Source organism: Streptomyces sp. NPDC026522 (genome assembly GCF_055567555.1).
Map to the genome: position 1 here is coordinate 524,655 of NZ_JBVHQF010000003.1, position 17,816 is coordinate 542,470.

The window sequence follows — 17,816 nt, forward strand, 5'->3', positions numbered from 1 at the left end:
GTGAAACACGGGGGACCCGCATGTTTCACGTGAAACGGAGCGGTGCCCGACGCGCTTTCTACCCCCGGGTAGTGACATACCGCCTGGTACGTGCGCAGAATCTTCCCATTGTCGCGACGGAGCGATAGCGCCCATCGGGAGGACGCCAGTGCTCAGCACCATGCAAGAGGTACCGCTCACCATCAGCCGGATTCTGGAGCATGGCCGAAGGGTTCACGGTAAATCGACCGTGACGACGTGGACCGGTGAGGCGGAGCCCCACCGCCGGACGTTCGCCGAGATCGGCGACCGCGCCGCCCAGCTCGCCAACGCTCTGCGCGACGAACTGGGCGTCGCGCCCGGAAGCGTTTTGGCCACACTGATGTGGAACAACGCCGAGCACGTGGAGGCGTACTTCGCGATCCCCGCCATGGGCGCCGTCCTGCACACGCTCAACCTGCGGCTCCCTCCCGAGCAGCTGGTCTTCATCGTGAACCACGCCGCGGACCGCGTGGTGCTGGTCAACGGCAGCCTTCTGCCGCTCCTCGCGCCACTGCTGCCGCACCTGCCCACCGTCGACCACGTGGTCGTCTCCGGTCCCGGTGACCGTTCCGTGCTCGACGGTCTCGACGTGCGCGTGCACGACTACGAGGAACTCCTCGCCGGACGCTCCGAGCACTACGAATGGCCCGAGCTGGACGAGCGCCAGGCCGCGGCCATGTGCTACACCTCGGGCACCACCGGGGACCCCAAGGGCGTGGTCTACTCCCACCGCTCCATCTACCTGCACTCCATGCAGGTCAACATGACCGAGTCGATGGGATTGACCGACCGGGACACGTCCCTCGTCGTCGTCCCCCAGTTCCACGTGAATGCCTGGGGCCTGCCCCACGCCACGTTCATGACCGGCATCAACCTGCTGATGCCGGACCGCTTCCTCCAGCCCGCCCCGCTCGCCGAGATGATCGAGCGGGAGAAGCCGACGCACGCGGCTGCCGTCCCCACCATCTGGCAGGGGTTGCTCGCCGAGGTCACGGCCCACCCCCGTGACCTGACCTCGATGAAGCAGGTCACCATCGGCGGCGCGGCTTGCCCGCCGTCGCTGATGGAGGCGTACGAGAAGCTCGGCGTCCGCCTCTGCCACGCGTGGGGCATGACCGAGACCTCCCCGCTCGGCACGATGGCGCACCCTCCGGCCGGCCTGAGCGCCGAGGAGGAGTGGCCGTACCGGATCACCCAGGGCCGCTTCCCGGCGGGCGTCGAGGCGCGCCTGATCGGCCCGGGGGGCGACCGTCTGCCGTGGGACGGCGAGTCGGCGGGCGAGCTCGAGGTGCGCGGCGCCTGGATCGCGGGCGCCTACTACGGCGGCACGACCGGTGAACCGCTGCGGCCCGCGGACAAGTTCAGCGCCGACGGCTGGCTCAAGACCGGCGACGTGGGCGTGATCAGCGCCGACGGCTACCTGACGCTGACCGACCGGGCCAAGGACGTGATCAAGTCCGGCGGCGAGTGGATCTCCAGTGTCGAGCTGGAGAACGCGCTGATGGCGCACCCCGAAGTGGCCGAGGCAGCGGTGGTCGCCGTACCCGACGTCAAATGGGGCGAGCGCCCGCTGGCGACCGTCGTCCTCAAGGAGGGCGCGACCGTCGACTACACGGGCCTGCGCGCCTTCCTGGGGCAGTCGATCGCCAAGTGGCAGCTGCCCGAGCGCTGGACGTTCATCGGGGCCGTGCCGAAGACGAGCGTCGGCAAGTTCGACAAGAAGGTGATCCGCAGGCAGTACGCGGACGGCGAGCTGGACGTGACCAAGCTCGACTGACCCCCGGGCCGGATACGACGAGGCCTGAGCGGTCCGAGCCGCCCGGAAGCGTCAGCCGCGCGTGAGCCATGGCCGCAGCAGCTTGCTGACCGCGGGCATGGCCACGTAGGTCATCAGGGTGCTGAAGACGACCGTGAAGGCGGCCGTCCGCAGCACGAAGGGCAGGTCCACCAGGAACGGCCCGAGCACCGCGTTGCCGAGCAGCGAGATCGGGAAGATGGCCAGCCCCGAGCTGATCGCCATCTTCCAGCGCGGAGGGGCGGGCCGGGTCGTGCCCGGCTTCGCGAACCACGTCTCCATCCCGTGCAGTTCGCGCCGGGCTATCTCGTGGTGGTGGTGGCCCTGGCAGTTGGCGAAGAACGCGGCGCGCTCCGCGGACCGCTGCCAGGCCTCGAAGGCGGCCTGGTGACGGAAGCGGTGCACCAGGAACCAGGGGCCACCCTCCGTCGCGGGCCGGAACAATCCGTAGCCGAGATGGTCCGGGAAGCGTGCGGCGGTCTCCAGGATCCCGCGCGCCCAGACCTCGAAGTCCTTCTCGTGACCAGGTTCGACCTGCCGGGCGATGAGGAGACTCACCTCTCCGTTGTCGGCGGGAACACTGTGCTCGGTCGTGTCGGTGATGGCCATCGGGCCAGGATGACTAGTTGGTGCCGATCTTCGCCAGCAAGTCCACGATGCGGCCCTGCACATCGGCGGTCGTGGCTCGCTCGGCGAGGAACAGCACGCTCTCGCCGGAGGCCAGCCGCGGCAGTTCGGCCGGGTCGATCCCGGTGGCCGTGTAGACGACGAGCGGTGTGCGGTTCAGCTGCCCGTTGGCACGCAGCCAGTCCACGATCCCGGCCCGCCGACGGCGCACCTGCATCAGGTCCATGACGACGAGATTGGGCCGCATCCGGGTGGCCAGTTCCACGGCGTCGGTGTCGGCGCCCGCCCGCGCGACCTGCATGCCGCGCCGTTCCAGGGCGGCCGTCAGCGCGGTGGCGATCTCGTCGTGCTCCTCGATCAACAGGACCCGCGAGGGGTGCTGCTCGCTGTCGCGCGGCGCGAGCGCCTTGAGCAGCACGGCAGGGTCGGCGCCGTACGCGGCTTCGCGGGTGGCGTGCCCGAGTCCCGCCGTGACCAGGACCGGTACCTCCGCGGCCACCGCGGCCTGCCGCAGCGACTGGAGGGCGGTACGGGTGATGGGCCCGGTCAGCGGGTCCACGAACAAGGCGGCGGGGAACGCGGCGATCTGCGCGTCCACCTCCTCGCGGGAGTGCACGATCACCGGGCGGTAGCCGCGGTCGCTGAGCGCCTGCTGGGTCTGGGCGTCCGGCGCGGGCCACACCAGCAGCCGGCGCGGGTTGTCCAGTGGCTCCGGCGGCAGCTCGTCGTCCACGGGCAGCGGTACGGGCCGGTTGACCACCTCGACCGCGCCGCCGGGACCGTCGAGCGGCTCGGGCCCCTCGTCGGAGCCCGCCTCGGGGGCCCCTATCGCGAAGGCACGGCCCTGCGGCGGCGGCTCGGACAGCCGGCGGCGACGGCCGGAGCCGCCGGCGTCCACCGAGATGCCCTGGCCCAGGGTGCCGAGCGCGCGGACGCTGATCGGCTGTGCGGCCTCCGGCGGAGCGTCGTGGGGCTGCCGGGCACCGGGTACGGCGACGGGGCCCGCCGCGGTCTCGCCGTCCTCGGAAGCGGTCCGGGCCGCGGGCACCGGCCAGGCGGGTGCGTCGGGCAGTGCGCGCCGCCGCCCGGTCGGCGGGACCGGTCCGGGCGCCTCCGGGGCAGCCGCGGGGCCGGCTCCGGGAGCGTCGGCCGCGGGCGCGCCGAGTACCCGGCGACCACGACGGCCACCCGGAGCATCCGGGTCGGCCTCTGCCGGAGCGGGAACCACCCCGGAGGCCGGGGCGGAACTCGGCCCGGCCGGCAGCGCGAAGCCGCCCTCGGGGGCGATGGGCCGCTGCGGTGCGGGAGCCGCGAGCCCGGCCGCCGGCACCGGAGCGCCGGGCTGGGGGAACGGACCCGCCGCCGGGCCGGCCGGACCGGCCGGCCCCAACGCGCGGCGCCGGCCCGCCGGATGCTCGGTCAGCGGCACGGGCGGCACGGGCGGCAGCGCCGGCATCCCGGTGCCCTGCGGGGGCACGGGCTGCTGCGCTGCGGGCTCCCGGGGTACGGACTGGGGGGATGCGGACTGGGCGGGTACCGGCCGCGTGGGCACTGGCTGCGGTCCGCCGGGGCGCCGGGCGGCGCCCGCCCCGCCGTCACCACTGCCGTCGCCGTCCCGGCCGCGCCTGCGCCCGGTACCCAGCCCGGCCGGGTTCACCGGGGACTGTGCCAGCTCGGGGCCGCCGGCACCGCTGCCGTCGATCGGGCCGTCCGCGCCCCGCCGCCCCGACGACAGCGCGAGTGCTCCCCCGCCCTCCCGCGGCGCCTTCGGCTCGTCGGCGGCGTCGTCCAGGAAGGCGTCCACCCCGCGCCGGGCCCGCCGGCCCCCGGATTCCGTCCTGGCACCGGCACCGGCGCCGTCCTTCGGCTCCGGCTTCGCTTCGGGCTCCGCGGCCGCGGGCTCCACCGGCTCGGGCAGCGTCACCGTCCCGGCTCCCGCGCCCAGCGGCAGCTCCAGTACGTAAGTACCGCCCGGCGCACCGGGCACCTCGACGGTCTGCAGGACACCGCCGTGCGCGGCGACGATGCCCCGCACGATCGGCTCGTGCACCGGATTGCCGCCTTCGTACGGCCCGCGCACCTCGATCCGTACGACGTCACCGCGCTGCGCGGCGGCCACGACGATCGTGGAGTCGCTGTACCCGCTGCCCTGGCGGGTCTTGCCCGTGGCGTCCACCCCGGCGACGTCCGCGACCAGGTGCGCGAGTGCGGTCGCGATCCGCTCCCCGTCCACCTCGGCCTCGATCGTCGGCGCGTGCACGGCGAACTGCGCCCGGCCCGGCCCGATCAGCTCCACCGCGCCGTCGACCCCGGCCGCGACGACCTTGTTGATCAGCGTCTTCTTCTTGGCGAGCTTGTCGCTGCCCGCGTCCAGCCGCTGGTAGCCCAGCACGTTGTCCACGAGCGTGGTCATCCGCGAGTAACCGGCCGCCAGGTGGTGCAGCAGCTGGTTCGCCTCGGGCCACAGCTGGCCCGCGTCATCGGCGGCCAGCGTCGCCAGCTCCCCGCGCAGTTCCTCCAGCGGCCCGCGCAGCGACTCGCCGAGCACCGCCAGCAACTGGGCGTGCCGCGCCGCGAGGGCGTCGTACGGGCGCCGGTCGGTGAAGGTCATGACGGCGCCGACGAGCAGCTCACCGTCCCGTACGGGTGAGGTGGTCAGGTCGACGGAGACCGGCTGCCCCGCCTTGTTCCACAGCACCTGGCTGCGGACCCGGTGCTTGCGGCCGCTGCGCAGGGTGTCCGCGAGCGGGGACTCCTCGAACGGGAACGGCGAACCGTCCGCGCGCGAGTGCTGGACCAGCCCGTGCAGCTCACGGTTGCCGAGGTCGGTGGCCCGGTAGCCGAGGATCTGCGCGGCGGCCGGATTGACGAGGACGACCCGGCCGTCGGTGTCGGTGCCCACCACGCCCTCGGCGGCGGCGCGCAGGATCATCTCGGTCTGCCGCTGAGAGCGGGCGAGCTCCGCCTCGGTGTCCACGGTCTGGGAGAGGTCCCGTACGACGAGCATCAGCAGTTCGTCGCCGGTGTACGAGGGCTGCGGCTCCCGGTAGGCGTCGCGGCCGTCGAGGTGGGCGGCGGTGACCTCGACGGGGAACTCGCTGCCGTCGGTGCGCCGGGCCGTCATCCGCTTGGGCTTCGGCCGGCCCTCTTCGTCGTCGCCGGGACGGCGCATCGAGCCGGGGATGAGCTTCGAGTCGAACTCGGGCAGGAGGTCCAGCACCCCGCGGCCGACGAGGCCGGTGCCGGGGCTCTCCATGATCTCAAGGGCGATCGAATTCGCGTTGACCACGGTGCCGTTGGCATTGACGAGCAACAGCGCGTCAGGAAGTGCGTCGAGTATTGCTGCGAGGCGAGCAGCGCCTCGGGATGGCCTGCTGCTCACGACGAGCTTCCTCCCTGACCACGACTACCGGCATGTCACGGGAGGAGTCTAAGGGCACCGCCCCGCGGTGGGATGGCCGATGCGCGGCCGATACCGCACATCCTTCGCATCTTCCCAGGTCAGGAACGCCCACTCGGAAGCACAGGTTCCAGGTTGTTCCACCGGGCGATGTCGCATCCGTTCTTCCGCCGGAACGTGGCGTCCACCTTCTCGCCGTGCCACGTTCCCTTGATCCGGGCGGTGGCCGGGCCGCCGTCGACCATGGTGCAGATCTGGCGCTTGGCAACGGGCGCGAAGGGGTCCTTGCCCTGCTTCGCGAGCGCGTCGAGGCGGGCGCAGGCGTCCTCGGCCTTCGGGTGGTTGCCGCCGACCGGGTCGCACTCCAGCCGGTACTCGCCGTCGGTACGCGGGTTGCCCGTGTCGGACACCGCGATGGTGAGCCGGTCGGGCGTCGACAGCAGCCGCTCCAACGGCAGGGGTGGCAGCGGCCCGGCGGCCGCGGCGGCCAGGGAGGAGGTGACGGCGAAGGCGGCGAGACGCAGCATGGGGCACTCCAGGTCGTCCGTACGTCGTACGCCTGACAAACGATCCGCGCGCCCCGACGTTGCGTGCGGGGCGAGGGGTGCGTGTGTACGCGTCCGGCACGCGCCGGACGCGTCGGCCGCTGGATGCCATTAAGGCTTTGCCCCGGGCCTGCCGTTCCTTGTACCGTGGGAGCGGATTGGTGACCGGCCCCGCGCCTGTGTCATCATCTGCACGCACCTTCGTACGCGAGGGTGTGCTGGAGGCGTCGCCTAGTCCGGTCTATGGCGCCGCACTGCTAATGCGGTTTGGGGCTTACCCCCCATCGAGGGTTCAAATCCCTCCGCCTCCGCACCTCGAAGAAGCCCCGGTCCTCACGGACCGGGGCTTCTGTGCGTTTCGAACGCCGCCGAAGGGGTACCGCGCCCGTCGCCCGGAAGCCGCGCGAGGACTTCCGGATGATCTCCCTCCGCCCCGTTTCCGCAGGTCAGCAGTGGTGGAGCTAATGGATTTCGCGTCCCGCCGAGGTCCATGTATTGTTGTTCTCGCAAGGCCAACGGGGCGCAAAACCCCGAACAGCCCAAGCACTCGTAGCTTAACGGATAGAGCATCTGACTACGGATCAGAAGGTTGCAGGTTCGAATCCTGCCGAGTGCACAGCAGGCCAGAGGCCCCGGACGAAAGTCCGGGGCCTCTGCCGTTTCCTGCCGTACAGCAGCGAAGTACAGCAACCGCCTCAGCCGCTGCCACCCATCGCTTCGGACAGCTTGCCGAGAGCGTCGCGTACGGCTTCCTCGCTCGCTTCGGCGTAGACCTCCATCGTCATGGCGATCTGCGAGTGCCGCAGGATCCGCTGGGCCACCTTCGGGTGGACTTTGAGCGCGACCAGGAGCGCGGCGCAGGTGTGCCGGGTGTTCCGGAGCGGGATCACCCGCAGGCCGGCCCGGCGAGCGCGCAGGCCGAACATCCGGGTGAGGTTCCCCGGCTCGATCGGGGTCCCGTACTTCGTCGTGAAGACCAGCCCGCGGCTGTCCTGCCACAGCTTCCCGGCGGCCTTGCGGTCCCCGAGCTGCTGGGCCCGCCGCATCCGCAGGGCCTTGAGGCAGAGCGCCGGCAGGGGCAGGAAGTCGTCGGAGTCCTCCGTCTTGGTCTCCCGGTGCAGGATCTGCCTCCCGGCCCGCTGGATCTGGTGGTCCACGTACAGCTCCCCGGCATCGAAGTCGATCGCCTTCCAGGTCAGGCCCAGCACCTCGCCGCGGCGGAGCCCCAGGCACAGGACGAGCATCCACGCGGCGAAGAGGTGATCTTCCCGAGCGACCCCGTCCGCCAGGAATCGGCCCGCTTCGACCACGGACCACGGCTTGATCCGCTTGCGGCGGGGCTTGGGCACCTTGACGAGGGAGGCGACGTTCTTGCCGATCTCCTCTTCGGCGACGGCGTGGGTGAGGGCGGCCCGCAGCGCGTCACGGGAGCCCTGGATCACGCGGCGTGACGGATACGACTCGCAGCACTCCCCAACGGCGCAGCATCGGCGACTGGCGGGGGCGCGCTTGGCGTCCTTCCCCTGAGCGCAGCACTGGCAGACGGCCGCCAGCTTGGTCAGCCACTCCCGGACGTCCCGCACGGTCAGCTTGTCCAGCCGCTTCGTCCCCAGGTACGGACCGATGTAGAGCCGGACGTACCCCTCGTACGAGACGTACGACAACGGGGCCAGGTTGGGCTTCACGATCGACTCCAGCCAGTAGGCGAGGAAGGCCCCGACCGTCCGGTGCCGGGTGGTCACGGGTCCTCTCTTCGCCTCGGCGTGCAGGTTGAGCCACTTCTCGTGGACCTCTTCGCGGGTCTTGCCGTAGGCATACTTCCGAGCGCGCTTGCCGTCCGGCTTGGTCACCCAGACGTAGGCGGCGTACCCGTTCTTGTACGGGTAGATCGAGCCTTCGCCGTTGCCGCGCTTCCCGCTCATGCCGCCCACCCCTCGGCGGCGGCGGAAACACGCTCGATGTACTCGTCCACCCAGGCAGGGAGGATGCGGCGGTTGCGACCCACCTTCACCGAACGGATCTCTCCGGTGAGCACGAGCATCTTGGTCTTGGACAGGCCGAAGCCGAGCATGTCGGCGACCTCGGCGGTGGTGTGCCACTTCCGCTGGATGACTACGGCAGCCACGCGGTATCTCCTTCCAGTTCGGACAGTTCGGTCCGCAGCTCTCGGGCGTGTTCGCGGTTGTGCTGGAGGTCCCGGCGGACGTTGGCGGCGAGCCAGGATTCACCGGGGGTGGAGCCGTGGCCGGCGTAGGCCCAGTGGGCGACGACGAGGAGGGTTGCCTCCGGGTGGTCGTCGGGGTCGGGCAGGCCGAGCGAGGCGCGTTGCTGGGCGGCGCGGTAGTCGGCGCGGATCTGGCGTAAGGCGCCGAGGGTGGTCGAGTAGCTGCGGGACTTGGTGGAGAAGTGCCCGCGGAAGCCGAGCATGTGAGCCCACGCCCGCAGCCGCCGGTCCGGGTAGGCCGGGTCGAGGTTCATGCAGGCTTCCATCAGCCGCCGGGGATGATCGGGCACGCCGAGGAGGACGAGCGCCTCCCTGTTGCCGACCGGGTGGTCCACGGTGCCGGTCGTCTCGGCGGCTTTGGTGGCGTACTTGGCGACGTAGGAGGCGACCGCCTGTTCCGTCAGGTCTTCCCCGTTACCGAAGGCGCCGATGGGCTGCACGTCGATCTGGTCGCCCCACAGGAGCACCCAGTCTTTCTCGAAGCCGTGCTCAGGGCTGGCCGGTACGACGACACGGACGCGGGCAGCGGCGGCCCGGATGGCGTCGGTGAGCAGGTTGAGGGTGGCCCACGGCGGGGGCGGGCTGTCGGGCCCGGCGGGTCCGTCGAAGCGGATCACGGCGTGGAAGTGGACGGCCCCGCGTTTCTGATACTCGGCGACCTTCCCGAAGGACACGCGTGACTGCTCACGTGCCGCCTTTTGCGTGAGGCCGGCACGGGCGGCGATCTCTCGGCGGAGGTAGATCGTGAAGTAGCGCCACAGCTCGGAGGCGTGGTTGTTCCACAGCACCGCACCGGCGTAGTCGTACGTGTCCGGGTCGAGCGGGGTGCCGAGTTCGGCCGCGTTCTCGTCGTGCCAGGTGCCGCAGCGGCAGGGACGGGTGCCGGGGCGGTTGTGGACCGGTCCGAAGGACGGGGCGGTGAGGGTGGCGAAGACGCGGGGGTGGTCGCGGATCGTCTCGGGGGTGCCCTTGTCGGAGTCTCCGACGAGGCCGGCGCGGATTAGGTGGTAGGTGTCGCCGGCGTACGTCCAGGCACAGGCGGGGCAGCGGGAGGCCCGGCGGTTGCCGCAGGCGACGCGGAGGACACCGCCGGGTTCGGCGTCGGTCGTGTAGGCGTGGAGGACGGTCCGGGTGGCCGGGTCGAGGAGCTTGGTGCCGCCGGAGAGGCGGATGGGGGCGGCGCATCCTCCGGTGCGGCGGATCTGTTCGTGAAGGCGGTCGAAGCCGGGATCCCCAGCCACCCGGAGCAGATCGCCCAGGGTGGCCGGGTCCAGGCCCGCCGCGGTGGCGGTGTCGGTCATGCAGCCACCTCCAACAGGGAGGCGTGCAGGGCGTTGCCGATGTAGTGGGTATAGGCGGGCGGGATGCATTCGCGGATGCCGTCGCGGTTCATCCAGGGGACGCGCATGTCGTTGCGGGCGTCCTGGACGCCGGAGAAGTTGCCGACGTAGTGGGCGAAGTGACCTTCGGCCCGGGGGCGGCCCATCTTGGTCAGCGGCGCGCTGTGCTGACCATGGCGGGGCGGCGTGAGGGTGAAGCCGCCGCCTGTCTCGAAGAGCCGGTGGCGGTAGGTGCGCATGCCGAAAGCGGCAGCACACAGCGTGACCGGGGCTCGAAGTTCTGGGGCTGCATCTTCTACGTTTTCGAGCACCCACGGGCGGCCGGTGGCTTCGAGCGCTGCGCGGGTGGGGGCGATCAGGTCAGGGTGGTCGCGGTTCTGGATGCGCTGGGCAAGGGTGTAGCGCTGGCACGGCGGCGAGGCGTGGATGAAGTCGAAGTCGGCCCCGTGCTCGCGGACGAAGGCGATGGCATCGGCCTGGACGAACCGGAACGGATACCGGGGCTGTGGGAAGAGGTCCACCCCGACGACATCGAAGCCGGCGAGCTTGTAGCCCATGCTCGCGCCGCCCTGGCAGCAGAACAGATCGAGGACCCTCAGATCCCTAGGAAGCCGGGTAGTCACGCGGTGCCTCCGTTCCGGTGTGCGGGGCCATGGTGGGCGTTCCAACCGGCGACCAGTGCGCCGACCTGGGCGTCTCCCTTGGCGGATGCGGAGGCGCCGCAGTGGCAGACGGCGGAGGCGGTGGCGGGCTCAGACGGGGAGGGCTTGCTCACGTGCAGACCCGGCGCGTTGTTCGAGGGCGCGAGGTTCGGCACGCCGCTCACCTCCCGATCCGGACGAGGACGGCGGGGGCGGTGCGGCCGAGTCCCCGGCAGGCGGGGCAGTGGACGCGGATGGTGTCTCGGGTGCCATCCGGGGTCCGAGTTCCGGTGGTGATCGTGGCGGTGGCGAAGCCATCGCAGGCGCGGCAGACGGGCTTGGTCTGGTCGTGCTGGGGCATGATGAGACTTCCCTTTCGGGTCCGTTGGATCTTGGAGGGGTTCAGGCGCCCGGGGCGGCGGAAGTTTGGCGACCGAGGCCGCTCCGGGGGCCGCTTAGCGTGTGTTGCGCCTGCCGTGGCCCTTGGCCGCGTACATCTCTGCGTCGGCGGCGGACAGGGCGTCGGTGAGGGTCGGAACCGGCAGGGCGTCGGGGTAGCAGTGGCCGACCGAGGCCGAGACCGACAGGACATGTCCGTTGTGTGTGACCGGTGCGTCCAGTGCGGACCAGAGGTCGAAGAGGTTGACGGCGCCGAGGTGGGTGATGATGGCGGCGAATTCGTCTCCGCCGAGCCGGGCGGCGATGCCGTGGTGTCCACACCAGTCGCTCAGCCGTTGGGCGGTGGCGGTGAGGACCGCGTCGCCGGCGGCGTGGCCGTGGGTGTCGTTGATGACCTTGAAGTCGTCCAGATCGACCAGGAGCACGAGCGCGGTGGGGTGCTTGGCGATGAGGCGTTCGGCGCGGACGGTCCATCCGGCGCGGGTGTGAAGGCCGGTCAGGGGGTCTCGGCGGGCGGTGGCCAACCGGCGCCAGAGCAGTCCGCCGTGCAGGGCCCAGCCCAGGGCCGGTAAGCCGGCAGCGATGACGTGCGTGTCCATCTCCGTCACCACCCCTTCTGGAGGTCCTTGACCAGCAGGCGCAGGACCACCGCGATCACGGGGATGGAAACGCCGGTGATGGCGACTGCCAGGAGCATCGAGACGAGGACAGCACCGACGACGAGGACGACGGCGCCACCGCCGGCGGCGAGGGCGACCACGCTGCCGGGGGTGAGCTGGATCGTGGAACGGGTCGACGCGGCAGTCGGGGCGGCGGAGTACTGCGCCATGTGCGAGTGCTCCTGCGGAGTCTCGATGCCAGAGGGCGGTGCGAGCGGCGTGAGGTTGCCGGTCGGGAGCGGGTTGACCGGGATGCGCGGACGGAACATGGCGAGGTCTCCCTACTTGGTGATCGGATCGATGAGCGGGGCGAGAGAGCTTTCGGCGAGGAGGTAGCCACCGAGGAGGATCACGGCGACGAGCCACAGCGGCGGGCGGATGAGCTTGTAGCCGAGGACGCCGACGACGATCAGGGCGAGCCAAAGCGGTACGTCCATGACGCGGGTCTCCTTTTGATCAGCGCGGGTTGCAGCGGTGCGTTCGGGCAGCGAGTTCGGCGGCGGCGCGGGTGAGGTAGTCGGCGGAAAAGTCGCAGCCGGGGGCGCTGCACACGGCGGTGTGCCGGGAGCGGCCTCGGCCGTCGTGGTGGGTGCCGACACGCACCGGGCCTATGCGGATGACGTTGTGGAAGCGGTTCGGGCGCACGGGTCTGCATCCCTTCCTGTCAGGTGAGTTGGGCGGCGATGGCGTCCGCCAGCGCGGGCGGGATGCCGAGGCGGCTTCGCAAAGTCGCGGTATCGATCGGGGACCCGGTCTGTGTGTGGTGGGCGTCCGCGATCTTCTGAGCGTGGTCAAGCAGGGCGGGCGGGACCGGCGCAGCGGGCGGGAGCGGAACGGGCTCCGGTGGTTCGGAGTGCGGAGGGGGATCAGCAGGTGGCAGCTCGGGGGCCGTGTCCGCTGCGCGTTCCACGGTCACGTCCTGGACGGGCTCGACCTGCGGCTGGTCCGTGGGCTCCGGCTCCCGGACCGGGGCGGGAGCGTGGGCCAGTAGCGTGCCGCCGAGGAAGGCGAGGGCGGGCCAGCCGGCGACGAGGATGCGCAGCCAGGGCGGGACGTTGTTCAGGTCGAGCAGTCCGGCGGTGGCGATGTTGGCGCCGAGCGACGCGACGAGGGCGATGGCGAACCAGAGCCATGCGTCTCGGTTCTCCGTATCCGTACGCATCCGGCGCCATGCGGCGACCAGCAGCAAGTCGACGCTGACCGGGTAGGCCCACGCCTTCCAGCCGTCCTGTCCGGCCGCCGCTGCCAGGTCGTGCAGGTGAGCGAAGGACAAGGCACCGGCGATGACAGCCTGGATGAGCACGGCATCGAGGCGGAGAGTGCGGGACACGGGTCACCTCCTTTCGAGGAGGCCGGTGCCGGGCGCTCTCGTCTGGCACCAGCAGGGTTGGGAACGGGTCACGCGGTTCCGGAGCCGAGGCAGTCCGGGCACAGTCCCGTCTGCGTGGCGCCGATCTCGCGGCGCTTACGGCCGACCCGGACGGCCGTGGTGGTCTCCCCGGAGCCGGCGCAGGTGCCGCATACCGCGGCGGCCGGAGCGGGCTTGGGCGAGCGGGGCTGTCGGATCTGGGGCTTCTTGGCGGTGGTCACGGCTGTTCCTCCTGTTTCGGGCATGGGCCGGGTAGGGACCTGGCGCGAGACGGTCGCGCCGACCGAGGGAGGGGTGTTGCTAGTCCGTCGCCGGGATGGGCTTCACCAGCGGAACGGGGCCGGCGGCCGGAGCTACGGCGGGAATCACCGGCCGGTACGGGGCGAGGGCAGGAAGGGCCGGGGTCAGGTGCGCGAACTGGGCGCAGATCGCGGCAGCTTCCTCGGCGCTCAGCTCGGGGGTGCGGATGCGGGACCAGCCGCCGGATGAGTCACCGGCCACCGCGACACCGGGCTTGTCGGGCGCGATCGCCGTCACGGCCACGACCGCATCGGGGGCAATGTCGCCCAGGCCCATGTCGGCGGTCTGCTTGTCGTTGACCCGGTGCACCACACGGCCGGTGAGCTGGGCGCGGAGAGTCGTGGCGCCCTTGCCGAGTTCGGAGCCGAAGCGTTGGCCGCAGATCTCCAGGTAGATGCCCGCGGCCCGTGCCATCTGACCGAGGCGGATCAACTGCATGACCATCCGGTCTCGGCGTTCCTCGTCCTTCTTGACCGCCACGAGGAACAGCTCCGCGACCTCGTCCACGAGCAGGACGATTGGTACCGGCCGAACCTCTTCGGGCAGGGCCCACACGTCGGCGGCCCCGTAGTCGCTCAGCAGGTCGAAGCGGCTTTCCATCTCGTCCACGAGCGCGTCCAGGAGGCCGGATGCCTCCTCCGGAGTGACGGCGAGCGCTGACAGACGCGACGCATATCGGCGCTGTTCAACTCCCCGCTTGCAGTCGATTCCGACCAGGGCGACCCGCAGTCGGGCGAGCCCGGCGATCAGGTTGCGCAGGTACATGGACTTGCCCGACTGGTTGGCACCGAGCGTCAGCGCGTGCGGGACCTTGAGATAGTCCCGTACGAACGCGGTGCCGTCCTCCCGGAGCGCGACCGGGACCACCATCTGACCGGACGGGCGCCGGCGCGGCATCTTCACGCGGCGCAGTACGTCGTAGCCGGTCATCCGTAGTTCCACGAACCCCGGCTTCGTCTCGACCACATGCACGGAGTGGACGCCCCAGGCGTGCCGCAGTCGCTCGGAGGCCGCAATCACGTCCGAGGGCTCCAGCCCGGCCGGCAGTCGCAGGGTGACCAGCATCCCGGTCGAGGAGCCCCGTACCCGGCGGACCTTCGGCGGAACCGGCTGTACGTCACTGCGGCGGGCAACGTTGCGGACCAGGAACGCCCGCAGCCGGGACGGCTGCACCGTCAGCCCGCACACGTCCATCGTGGCCCGGTACGTCACCGCGAACCGCACCCGCGCCACGGGCAGACCGGCCACGGACCAGAACACGCGGGGCGCGCGTGCCTTCGCGTAACCGAGACCACCGCCCGCACCGGCCAGCGGGAGGCCGACCTCCCATAACGTCGTCAGGTCGGCCATGATCAGGCCCCGATGGTGAGGGCGACGGCGCGGAACGAGATGCCGTGACGGGTCTGGCCGTTGAACGTGTTCTCCCAGTCCCGCGCCTTGAGGCCGATCACCGACACCGGCATGCCCGGCGTCAGACCCTCGGGGAGACCCGTCTCCGGAACGGTCACCTGGTAGAGGTTGCCCTCCCCCTCATCCGAGATCAGCAGGCCCACTGTGGAGAGACCTGCGCCGGTCTCCCGGTCCATCGCACGCTCACCGGTCTGCTTGCTCACGAGCTTCGGGGTCGGAGCCGTGGCCACGAACACCACGGCGGTAGACGTGTCCACCTTGAACGACGGCATCAGTACCTCCAGCGTTGTCGGAGCAGCCCAAAGAGGACCACCAAGCCTCGCTGTCCTAGGACTGCGAGCGCCTGAAAAGAATGGTGGCCCACAGTCCTGGGACTGTCAACAGTCCTAGGACTGTGTTTGACTTGCTTCCTGCGAGAGGAGTTCGAGATGGCGCCCAAGTGGCGAGAGCTGGCGGACAAGCTGGCTGATCAGATCAGAAGAGGTGAGTACGCCCCGGGCCAGCAGTTGCCGCACATCAGAGAGCTGGTCGACGCCGGCGAGGGTTCCAAGTCCACCGTCCATGCCGCCTACAAGGCGCTTGAAGCGGAGGGTCTGGTCACCTCGTCCCGGGGTCACGGCACTGTCGTGCGACAGCAAATTCCGCTCAAGCGCCTCGGCATCGCCCGATACGACAAGGCCAAGTGGCGCGACGGCGACGAGGTGGCGTTCATCGCGGACCGTGTGGCCTCCGGACGGGCATACCGCCGAAACGAGCAGACGCAGTCGGTCAGCATGGTCGAAGCGCCCCCCGAGGCGGCAGCCGCACACGGGCTACCGGCAGGCTCCCAGGTGTACGCCCGCGCACGGCTGGTGAAAGAGGGCGACCAACCGACGCACACGCTGACCAGTTATTACCGGCCCGAGCACGTCGAGGGAACACGCCTGGTGGACCCGACGCCGGGGCCGGCAGGCCGAGGCGGTGGATTTCGCGTGCTGTACGACGCGGGCTACGAGATCGACCACATGAAGGAGCGGATTTTCGCCCGGACGCCCACCGCAGACGAGGTGAAGCTCTTGCAGCTCCCGCCCGGCGAACCGGTGGTTGAGCTGCACCGCACGACCTATACGGCCGACGGCATGGTGGTCGAATATGCCATTGGGGTGCACGCGGCTTCGCGCTTCGCCTGGGAATACGACTTCAAGGTGCCGGACTCCGCAACGGATGGGGAAGGCCAGGCGTGATCTCGACACAGGACTGGGCGGACACTCGGCTCCTCTGGGGCTACCACCAGATGGGCCACGCTCCGCGCCCGTGCTCGGTCGCGATCGGGCTCGGCAGCCACGACTTGGGCGTGGCCGACACCGCGGTCGACCTGTACAGGCGCGGTATGGCTCCCTTGCTTGTATTCACCGGAGCCACCAGCCCGACGACGCGCGAACGGATGCCTCGCGGAGAGGCCGTCCACTACCGCGAGCGGGCGTTGCAACTTGGGGTCCCCAGTTCTGCTGTGTTGGTGGAGCCCCGCGCTCGGAACACAGGTGAGAACATCCGGTTCAGCCGAGAACTGCTCGAAGAAGCCGGCATCGATGTCTCCTCCGCGCTGCTGATCAGCAAGCCGTACGAGGAGCGGCGAGCGTACGCCACAGCGCGGCAGCTTTGGCCCGAAGTTGAGATCGTCAGTGCTTCCAGCCCGATGACACTGGACGAGTACCTCGACTCCATCGGTAATGCCCGTTTGGTCATCGACATGCTGGTCGGCGCGTTGCAGCGGCTGCTGGTCTACCCGGAACAGGGCTTCATGATCAGCCAGCACGTCCCGGCCGATGTGATCGAGGCCTATGAACGACTGTGTCGACACGGCTTCACAAGTCGCCTCTTGCGGGATGCCCCTGGTCAAGCTCGGAGCCAGACGCGTCGATGACGAGCGACGCCATGCACGTGCTCCACCTGTTGCGGAGTGAGCCTTCCGGTGAGCGGGCCCAGAGCCGCCACCTCCCGCTCCTGGTAGATGCGGACCGTGTACTGCGTCGCCGCCCGTTTCAGAGACGTGATGCCGACGAAGACCAGGACCGGTTCGACAGGCACATCGAACGTGCAGTACTGCCCCAGCACCCCCCGCACCAAGTCCGCCTCAGCCTGGCTTGCCGCAGCGTATGGCCGTGGCTTCCCGCCGTTGACTTTGACCATCGAGTCACCGACCCAGACCGAGGCGCCCTGGTGGTTCTTGGTGTTGATGCTGAACACGCCGCCAGGGCCGATCAGAAGGTGGTCGATGTCGCCACCGTTGCTCTTCTCGATGCCGTGAAGCACTCGCCAGCCGAACGCGGACAGGCGTTCCAGCTCACGTCCCACCCGTCGCTCCCCTTCAAGGCCGGCATACCAGCTGTCCCATTCCGATGACTGCCGCAGCAACTTCGCCTTAAGCCGCTGGACCGTTGACGGGCCTCTTTCGGCGATCATCCCGACGAGTCGGGAGCCAGGCCGATTCCTCGCCAGGTCCTCGCTGGGGATGAGGGGTGGAAGAGCCGCAGTCCGCTGGGATCGGCGTTTTGGGGTGTGGCCACTGAGTTGCTGCCCAGATTGCCGAGGAGGGGCCGCAGAGCCGGGTCCACGAGTAGGCGAAGAAGTGGAGCCGAGGGTCAGCCCGTCCCCAAGGTGACGCCGGAGAAGAGCCAGAGCCTCGTCCTGGTACCTCTGAATCTTGATCGTCACAGTCTTGGTCGCTCGATCCGCCCAGGCGACAGCCGTTCCGTCTGGCAGGTTCACATAGAGCCGATCCTTGCCATGCCTCTTCCACGAGTGCACCGTCAGATCGCTCATCAGCCGCCCCCTACGTGCCGTCCCCACAGATATGCCAGCAGCTGATGAGCAGGCCGGCAAGACCGCCGAGGGCAGAGCGAGCTGTTACAGGTTTCTCTACCTCATCAAGCACCCGGCTGCGCTCCGCTCCGCCGGGCGGGCTTCCCGGCTCCGCTCCGCGCGACGCTCCTGCCTTCGGCCCGCTCCGCGCGCGCTGCGCCGACGCCCGCCCCTGCAAGTCGGGATAGGCCCAAGGGCATGAGTCGAGCCCCTAGAGGCCGCTGGGTCCCTCCCTCACCGACATG

21 protein-coding genes and 2 tRNA genes are annotated in these 17,816 nt (G+C 70.3%); 5 read left to right on the top strand and 18 right to left on the bottom strand.

The features are described from left to right. Positions 1–148: 148 nt before the first annotated feature. A complete protein-coding gene (locus ACZ4M3_RS10815; protein ID WP_467731246.1) occupies positions 149–1,798 on the top strand; it encodes a long-chain fatty acid--CoA ligase in 1,650 nt (549 codons plus the stop codon). A gap of 51 nt (positions 1,799–1,849) precedes the next feature. On the opposite strand, the gene ACZ4M3_RS10820 is transcribed toward ACZ4M3_RS10815, so the two are convergent. The 3 genes from ACZ4M3_RS10820 to ACZ4M3_RS10830 all read right to left on the bottom strand — a co-directional run bounded on the left by ACZ4M3_RS10820 (position 1,850) and on the right by ACZ4M3_RS10830 (position 6,370). Then, positions 1,850–2,425, bottom strand: coding sequence for an antibiotic biosynthesis monooxygenase (locus ACZ4M3_RS10820; RefSeq protein WP_467731247.1), 576 nt, complete (start codon positions 2,423–2,425; stop codon positions 1,850–1,852). A 13-nt stretch (positions 2,426–2,438) separates the two neighbouring features. Next, positions 2,439–5,825, bottom strand: a complete 3,387-nt coding sequence (locus ACZ4M3_RS10825) for a response regulator (RefSeq protein ID WP_467731248.1) — start codon at positions 5,823–5,825, stop codon at positions 2,439–2,441. Between the two features lie 119 nt (positions 5,826–5,944). Then, complete coding sequence (locus tag ACZ4M3_RS10830) at positions 5,945–6,370, bottom strand: SSI family serine proteinase inhibitor (RefSeq protein WP_467731249.1); 426 nt, start codon at positions 6,368–6,370, stop codon at positions 5,945–5,947. 238 nt (positions 6,371–6,608) lie between these two features. On the opposite strand from ACZ4M3_RS10830, the gene ACZ4M3_RS10835 reads away from it, so the two are divergent. Both ACZ4M3_RS10835 and ACZ4M3_RS10840 read left to right on the top strand, forming a co-directional pair. After that, positions 6,609–6,699: transfer RNA gene (locus ACZ4M3_RS10835), tRNA-Ser, on the top strand. A 232-nt stretch (positions 6,700–6,931) separates the two neighbouring features. Next, a tRNA-Arg gene (locus ACZ4M3_RS10840) sits at positions 6,932–7,004 on the top strand. A 79-nt stretch (positions 7,005–7,083) separates the two neighbouring features. Here the strand turns inward: ACZ4M3_RS10840 and ACZ4M3_RS10845 are convergent. From ACZ4M3_RS10845 to ACZ4M3_RS10910, 14 genes are all read right to left on the bottom strand, one after another. After that, positions 7,084–8,310, bottom strand: a complete 1,227-nt coding sequence (locus tag ACZ4M3_RS10845) for a site-specific integrase (RefSeq protein WP_467731250.1) — start codon at positions 8,308–8,310, stop codon at positions 7,084–7,086. Further along, entirely contained in the window at positions 8,307–8,513 is a 207-nt protein-coding gene (locus ACZ4M3_RS10850; RefSeq protein WP_467731251.1) for an excisionase family DNA-binding protein, read from the bottom strand. The genes ACZ4M3_RS10845 and ACZ4M3_RS10850 overlap by 4 nt, the downstream gene beginning before the upstream one ends. Next, a complete protein-coding gene (gene repSA, locus ACZ4M3_RS10855) occupies positions 8,501–9,913 on the bottom strand; it encodes a replication initiator protein RepSA (RefSeq protein ID WP_467731252.1) in 1,413 nt (470 codons plus the stop codon). The genes ACZ4M3_RS10850 and repSA overlap by 13 nt, the downstream gene beginning before the upstream one ends. Beyond that, the gene (locus ACZ4M3_RS10860; protein ID WP_467731253.1) at positions 9,910–10,509 is read right to left on the bottom strand and encodes an SAM-dependent methyltransferase; all 600 of its coding nucleotides are present in this window, start codon (positions 10,507–10,509) and stop codon (positions 9,910–9,912) included. Before ACZ4M3_RS10860 ends, repSA begins: the two co-directional genes overlap by 4 nt. A 62-nt stretch (positions 10,510–10,571) precedes the next feature. Beyond that, entirely contained in the window at positions 10,572–10,769 is a 198-nt protein-coding gene (locus ACZ4M3_RS10865) for a hypothetical protein (RefSeq protein ID WP_467731254.1), read from the bottom strand. Between the two features lie 5 nt (positions 10,770–10,774). Then, positions 10,775–10,954 (bottom strand): hypothetical protein, encoded by a 180-nt coding sequence (locus ACZ4M3_RS10870; RefSeq protein WP_467731255.1) that lies wholly within the window; start codon positions 10,952–10,954, stop codon positions 10,775–10,777. A gap of 94 nt (positions 10,955–11,048) precedes the next feature. Then, entirely contained in the window at positions 11,049–11,591 is a 543-nt protein-coding gene (locus tag ACZ4M3_RS10875) for a GGDEF domain-containing protein (RefSeq protein ID WP_467731351.1), read from the bottom strand. Positions 11,592–11,596: 5 nt separating this feature from the next. Next, complete coding sequence (locus tag ACZ4M3_RS10880) at positions 11,597–11,920, bottom strand: SpdD-like protein (protein ID WP_467731256.1); 324 nt, start codon at positions 11,918–11,920, stop codon at positions 11,597–11,599. A 12-nt stretch (positions 11,921–11,932) separates the two neighbouring features. Continuing rightward, on the bottom strand, positions 11,933–12,088 hold the full coding sequence (locus ACZ4M3_RS10885; protein ID WP_453354174.1) for a hypothetical protein: 156 nt from the start codon (positions 12,086–12,088) through the stop codon (positions 11,933–11,935). 19 nt (positions 12,089–12,107) lie between these two features. Further along, positions 12,108–12,296: a mobile element transfer protein gene (locus ACZ4M3_RS10890; protein WP_467731257.1), complete on the bottom strand. Its 189-nt coding sequence runs from the start codon at positions 12,294–12,296 to the stop codon at positions 12,108–12,110. A 19-nt stretch (positions 12,297–12,315) separates the two neighbouring features. Continuing rightward, positions 12,316–12,981, bottom strand: coding sequence for a DUF2637 domain-containing protein (locus ACZ4M3_RS10895; RefSeq protein WP_467731258.1), 666 nt, complete (start codon positions 12,979–12,981; stop codon positions 12,316–12,318). Positions 12,982–13,049: 68 nt separating this feature from the next. Next, on the bottom strand, positions 13,050–13,241 hold the full coding sequence (locus ACZ4M3_RS10900; RefSeq protein WP_467731259.1) for a hypothetical protein: 192 nt from the start codon (positions 13,239–13,241) through the stop codon (positions 13,050–13,052). 79 nt (positions 13,242–13,320) lie between these two features. Next, on the bottom strand, positions 13,321–14,670 hold the full coding sequence (locus ACZ4M3_RS10905; RefSeq protein WP_467731260.1) for an FtsK/SpoIIIE domain-containing protein: 1,350 nt from the start codon (positions 14,668–14,670) through the stop codon (positions 13,321–13,323). Between the two features lie 2 nt (positions 14,671–14,672). Further along, positions 14,673–15,002: an SCO3933 family regulatory protein gene (locus ACZ4M3_RS10910; RefSeq protein WP_366081200.1), complete on the bottom strand. Its 330-nt coding sequence runs from the start codon at positions 15,000–15,002 to the stop codon at positions 14,673–14,675. A 156-nt stretch (positions 15,003–15,158) separates the two neighbouring features. On the opposite strand from ACZ4M3_RS10910, the gene ACZ4M3_RS10915 reads away from it, so the two are divergent. Together ACZ4M3_RS10915 and ACZ4M3_RS10920 are read left to right on the top strand one after the other, a co-directional pair. Continuing rightward, positions 15,159–15,953, top strand: a complete 795-nt coding sequence (locus ACZ4M3_RS10915; protein WP_467731261.1) for a GntR family transcriptional regulator — start codon at positions 15,159–15,161, stop codon at positions 15,951–15,953. Continuing rightward, positions 15,950–16,633 (top strand): YdcF family protein, encoded by a 684-nt coding sequence (locus ACZ4M3_RS10920; protein ID WP_467731262.1) that lies wholly within the window; start codon positions 15,950–15,952, stop codon positions 16,631–16,633. The genes ACZ4M3_RS10915 and ACZ4M3_RS10920 overlap by 4 nt, the downstream gene beginning before the upstream one ends. On the opposite strand, the gene ACZ4M3_RS10925 is transcribed toward ACZ4M3_RS10920, so the two are convergent. Beyond that, positions 16,606–17,064: a nuclease-related domain-containing protein gene (locus ACZ4M3_RS10925; protein WP_467731263.1), complete on the bottom strand. Its 459-nt coding sequence runs from the start codon at positions 17,062–17,064 to the stop codon at positions 16,606–16,608. The two genes, ACZ4M3_RS10920 and ACZ4M3_RS10925, sit on opposite strands and share 28 nt — an antisense overlap. Between the last annotated feature and the right edge of the window lie 752 nt (positions 17,065–17,816).

Excerpts from the sequence above, each read along its gene's own strand:
- ACZ4M3_RS10820 (WP_467731247.1), bottom strand. The coding sequence starts at position 2,425 with ATGGCCATCACCGACACGACCGAGCACAGTGTTCCCGCCGACAACGGA.
- ACZ4M3_RS10830 (WP_467731249.1), bottom strand. The coding sequence starts at position 6,370 with ATGCTGCGTCTCGCCGCCTTCGCCGTCACCTCCTCCCTGGCCGCCGCG.
- ACZ4M3_RS10845 (WP_467731250.1), bottom strand. The coding sequence starts at position 8,310 with ATGAGCGGGAAGCGCGGCAACGGCGAAGGCTCGATCTACCCGTACAAG.
- repSA (WP_467731252.1), bottom strand. The coding sequence starts at position 9,913 with ATGACCGACACCGCCACCGCGGCGGGCCTGGACCCGGCCACCCTGGGC.
- ACZ4M3_RS10860 (WP_467731253.1), bottom strand. The coding sequence starts at position 10,509 with ATGGGCTACAAGCTCGCCGGCTTCGATGTCGTCGGGGTGGACCTCTTC.
- ACZ4M3_RS10870 (WP_467731255.1), bottom strand. The coding sequence starts at position 10,954 with ATGCCCCAGCACGACCAGACCAAGCCCGTCTGCCGCGCCTGCGATGGC.
- ACZ4M3_RS10875 (WP_467731351.1), bottom strand. The coding sequence starts at position 11,591 with ATGGACACGCACGTCATCGCTGCCGGCTTACCGGCCCTGGGCTGGGCC.
- ACZ4M3_RS10880 (WP_467731256.1), bottom strand. The coding sequence starts at position 11,920 with ATGTTCCGTCCGCGCATCCCGGTCAACCCGCTCCCGACCGGCAACCTC.
- ACZ4M3_RS10885 (WP_453354174.1), bottom strand. The coding sequence starts at position 12,088 with ATGGACGTACCGCTTTGGCTCGCCCTGATCGTCGTCGGCGTCCTCGGC.
- ACZ4M3_RS10905 (WP_467731260.1), bottom strand. The coding sequence starts at position 14,670 with ATGGCCGACCTGACGACGTTATGGGAGGTCGGCCTCCCGCTGGCCGGT.
- ACZ4M3_RS10910 (WP_366081200.1), bottom strand. The coding sequence starts at position 15,002 with ATGCCGTCGTTCAAGGTGGACACGTCTACCGCCGTGGTGTTCGTGGCC.
- ACZ4M3_RS10915 (WP_467731261.1), top strand. The coding sequence starts at position 15,159 with ATGGCGCCCAAGTGGCGAGAGCTGGCGGACAAGCTGGCTGATCAGATC.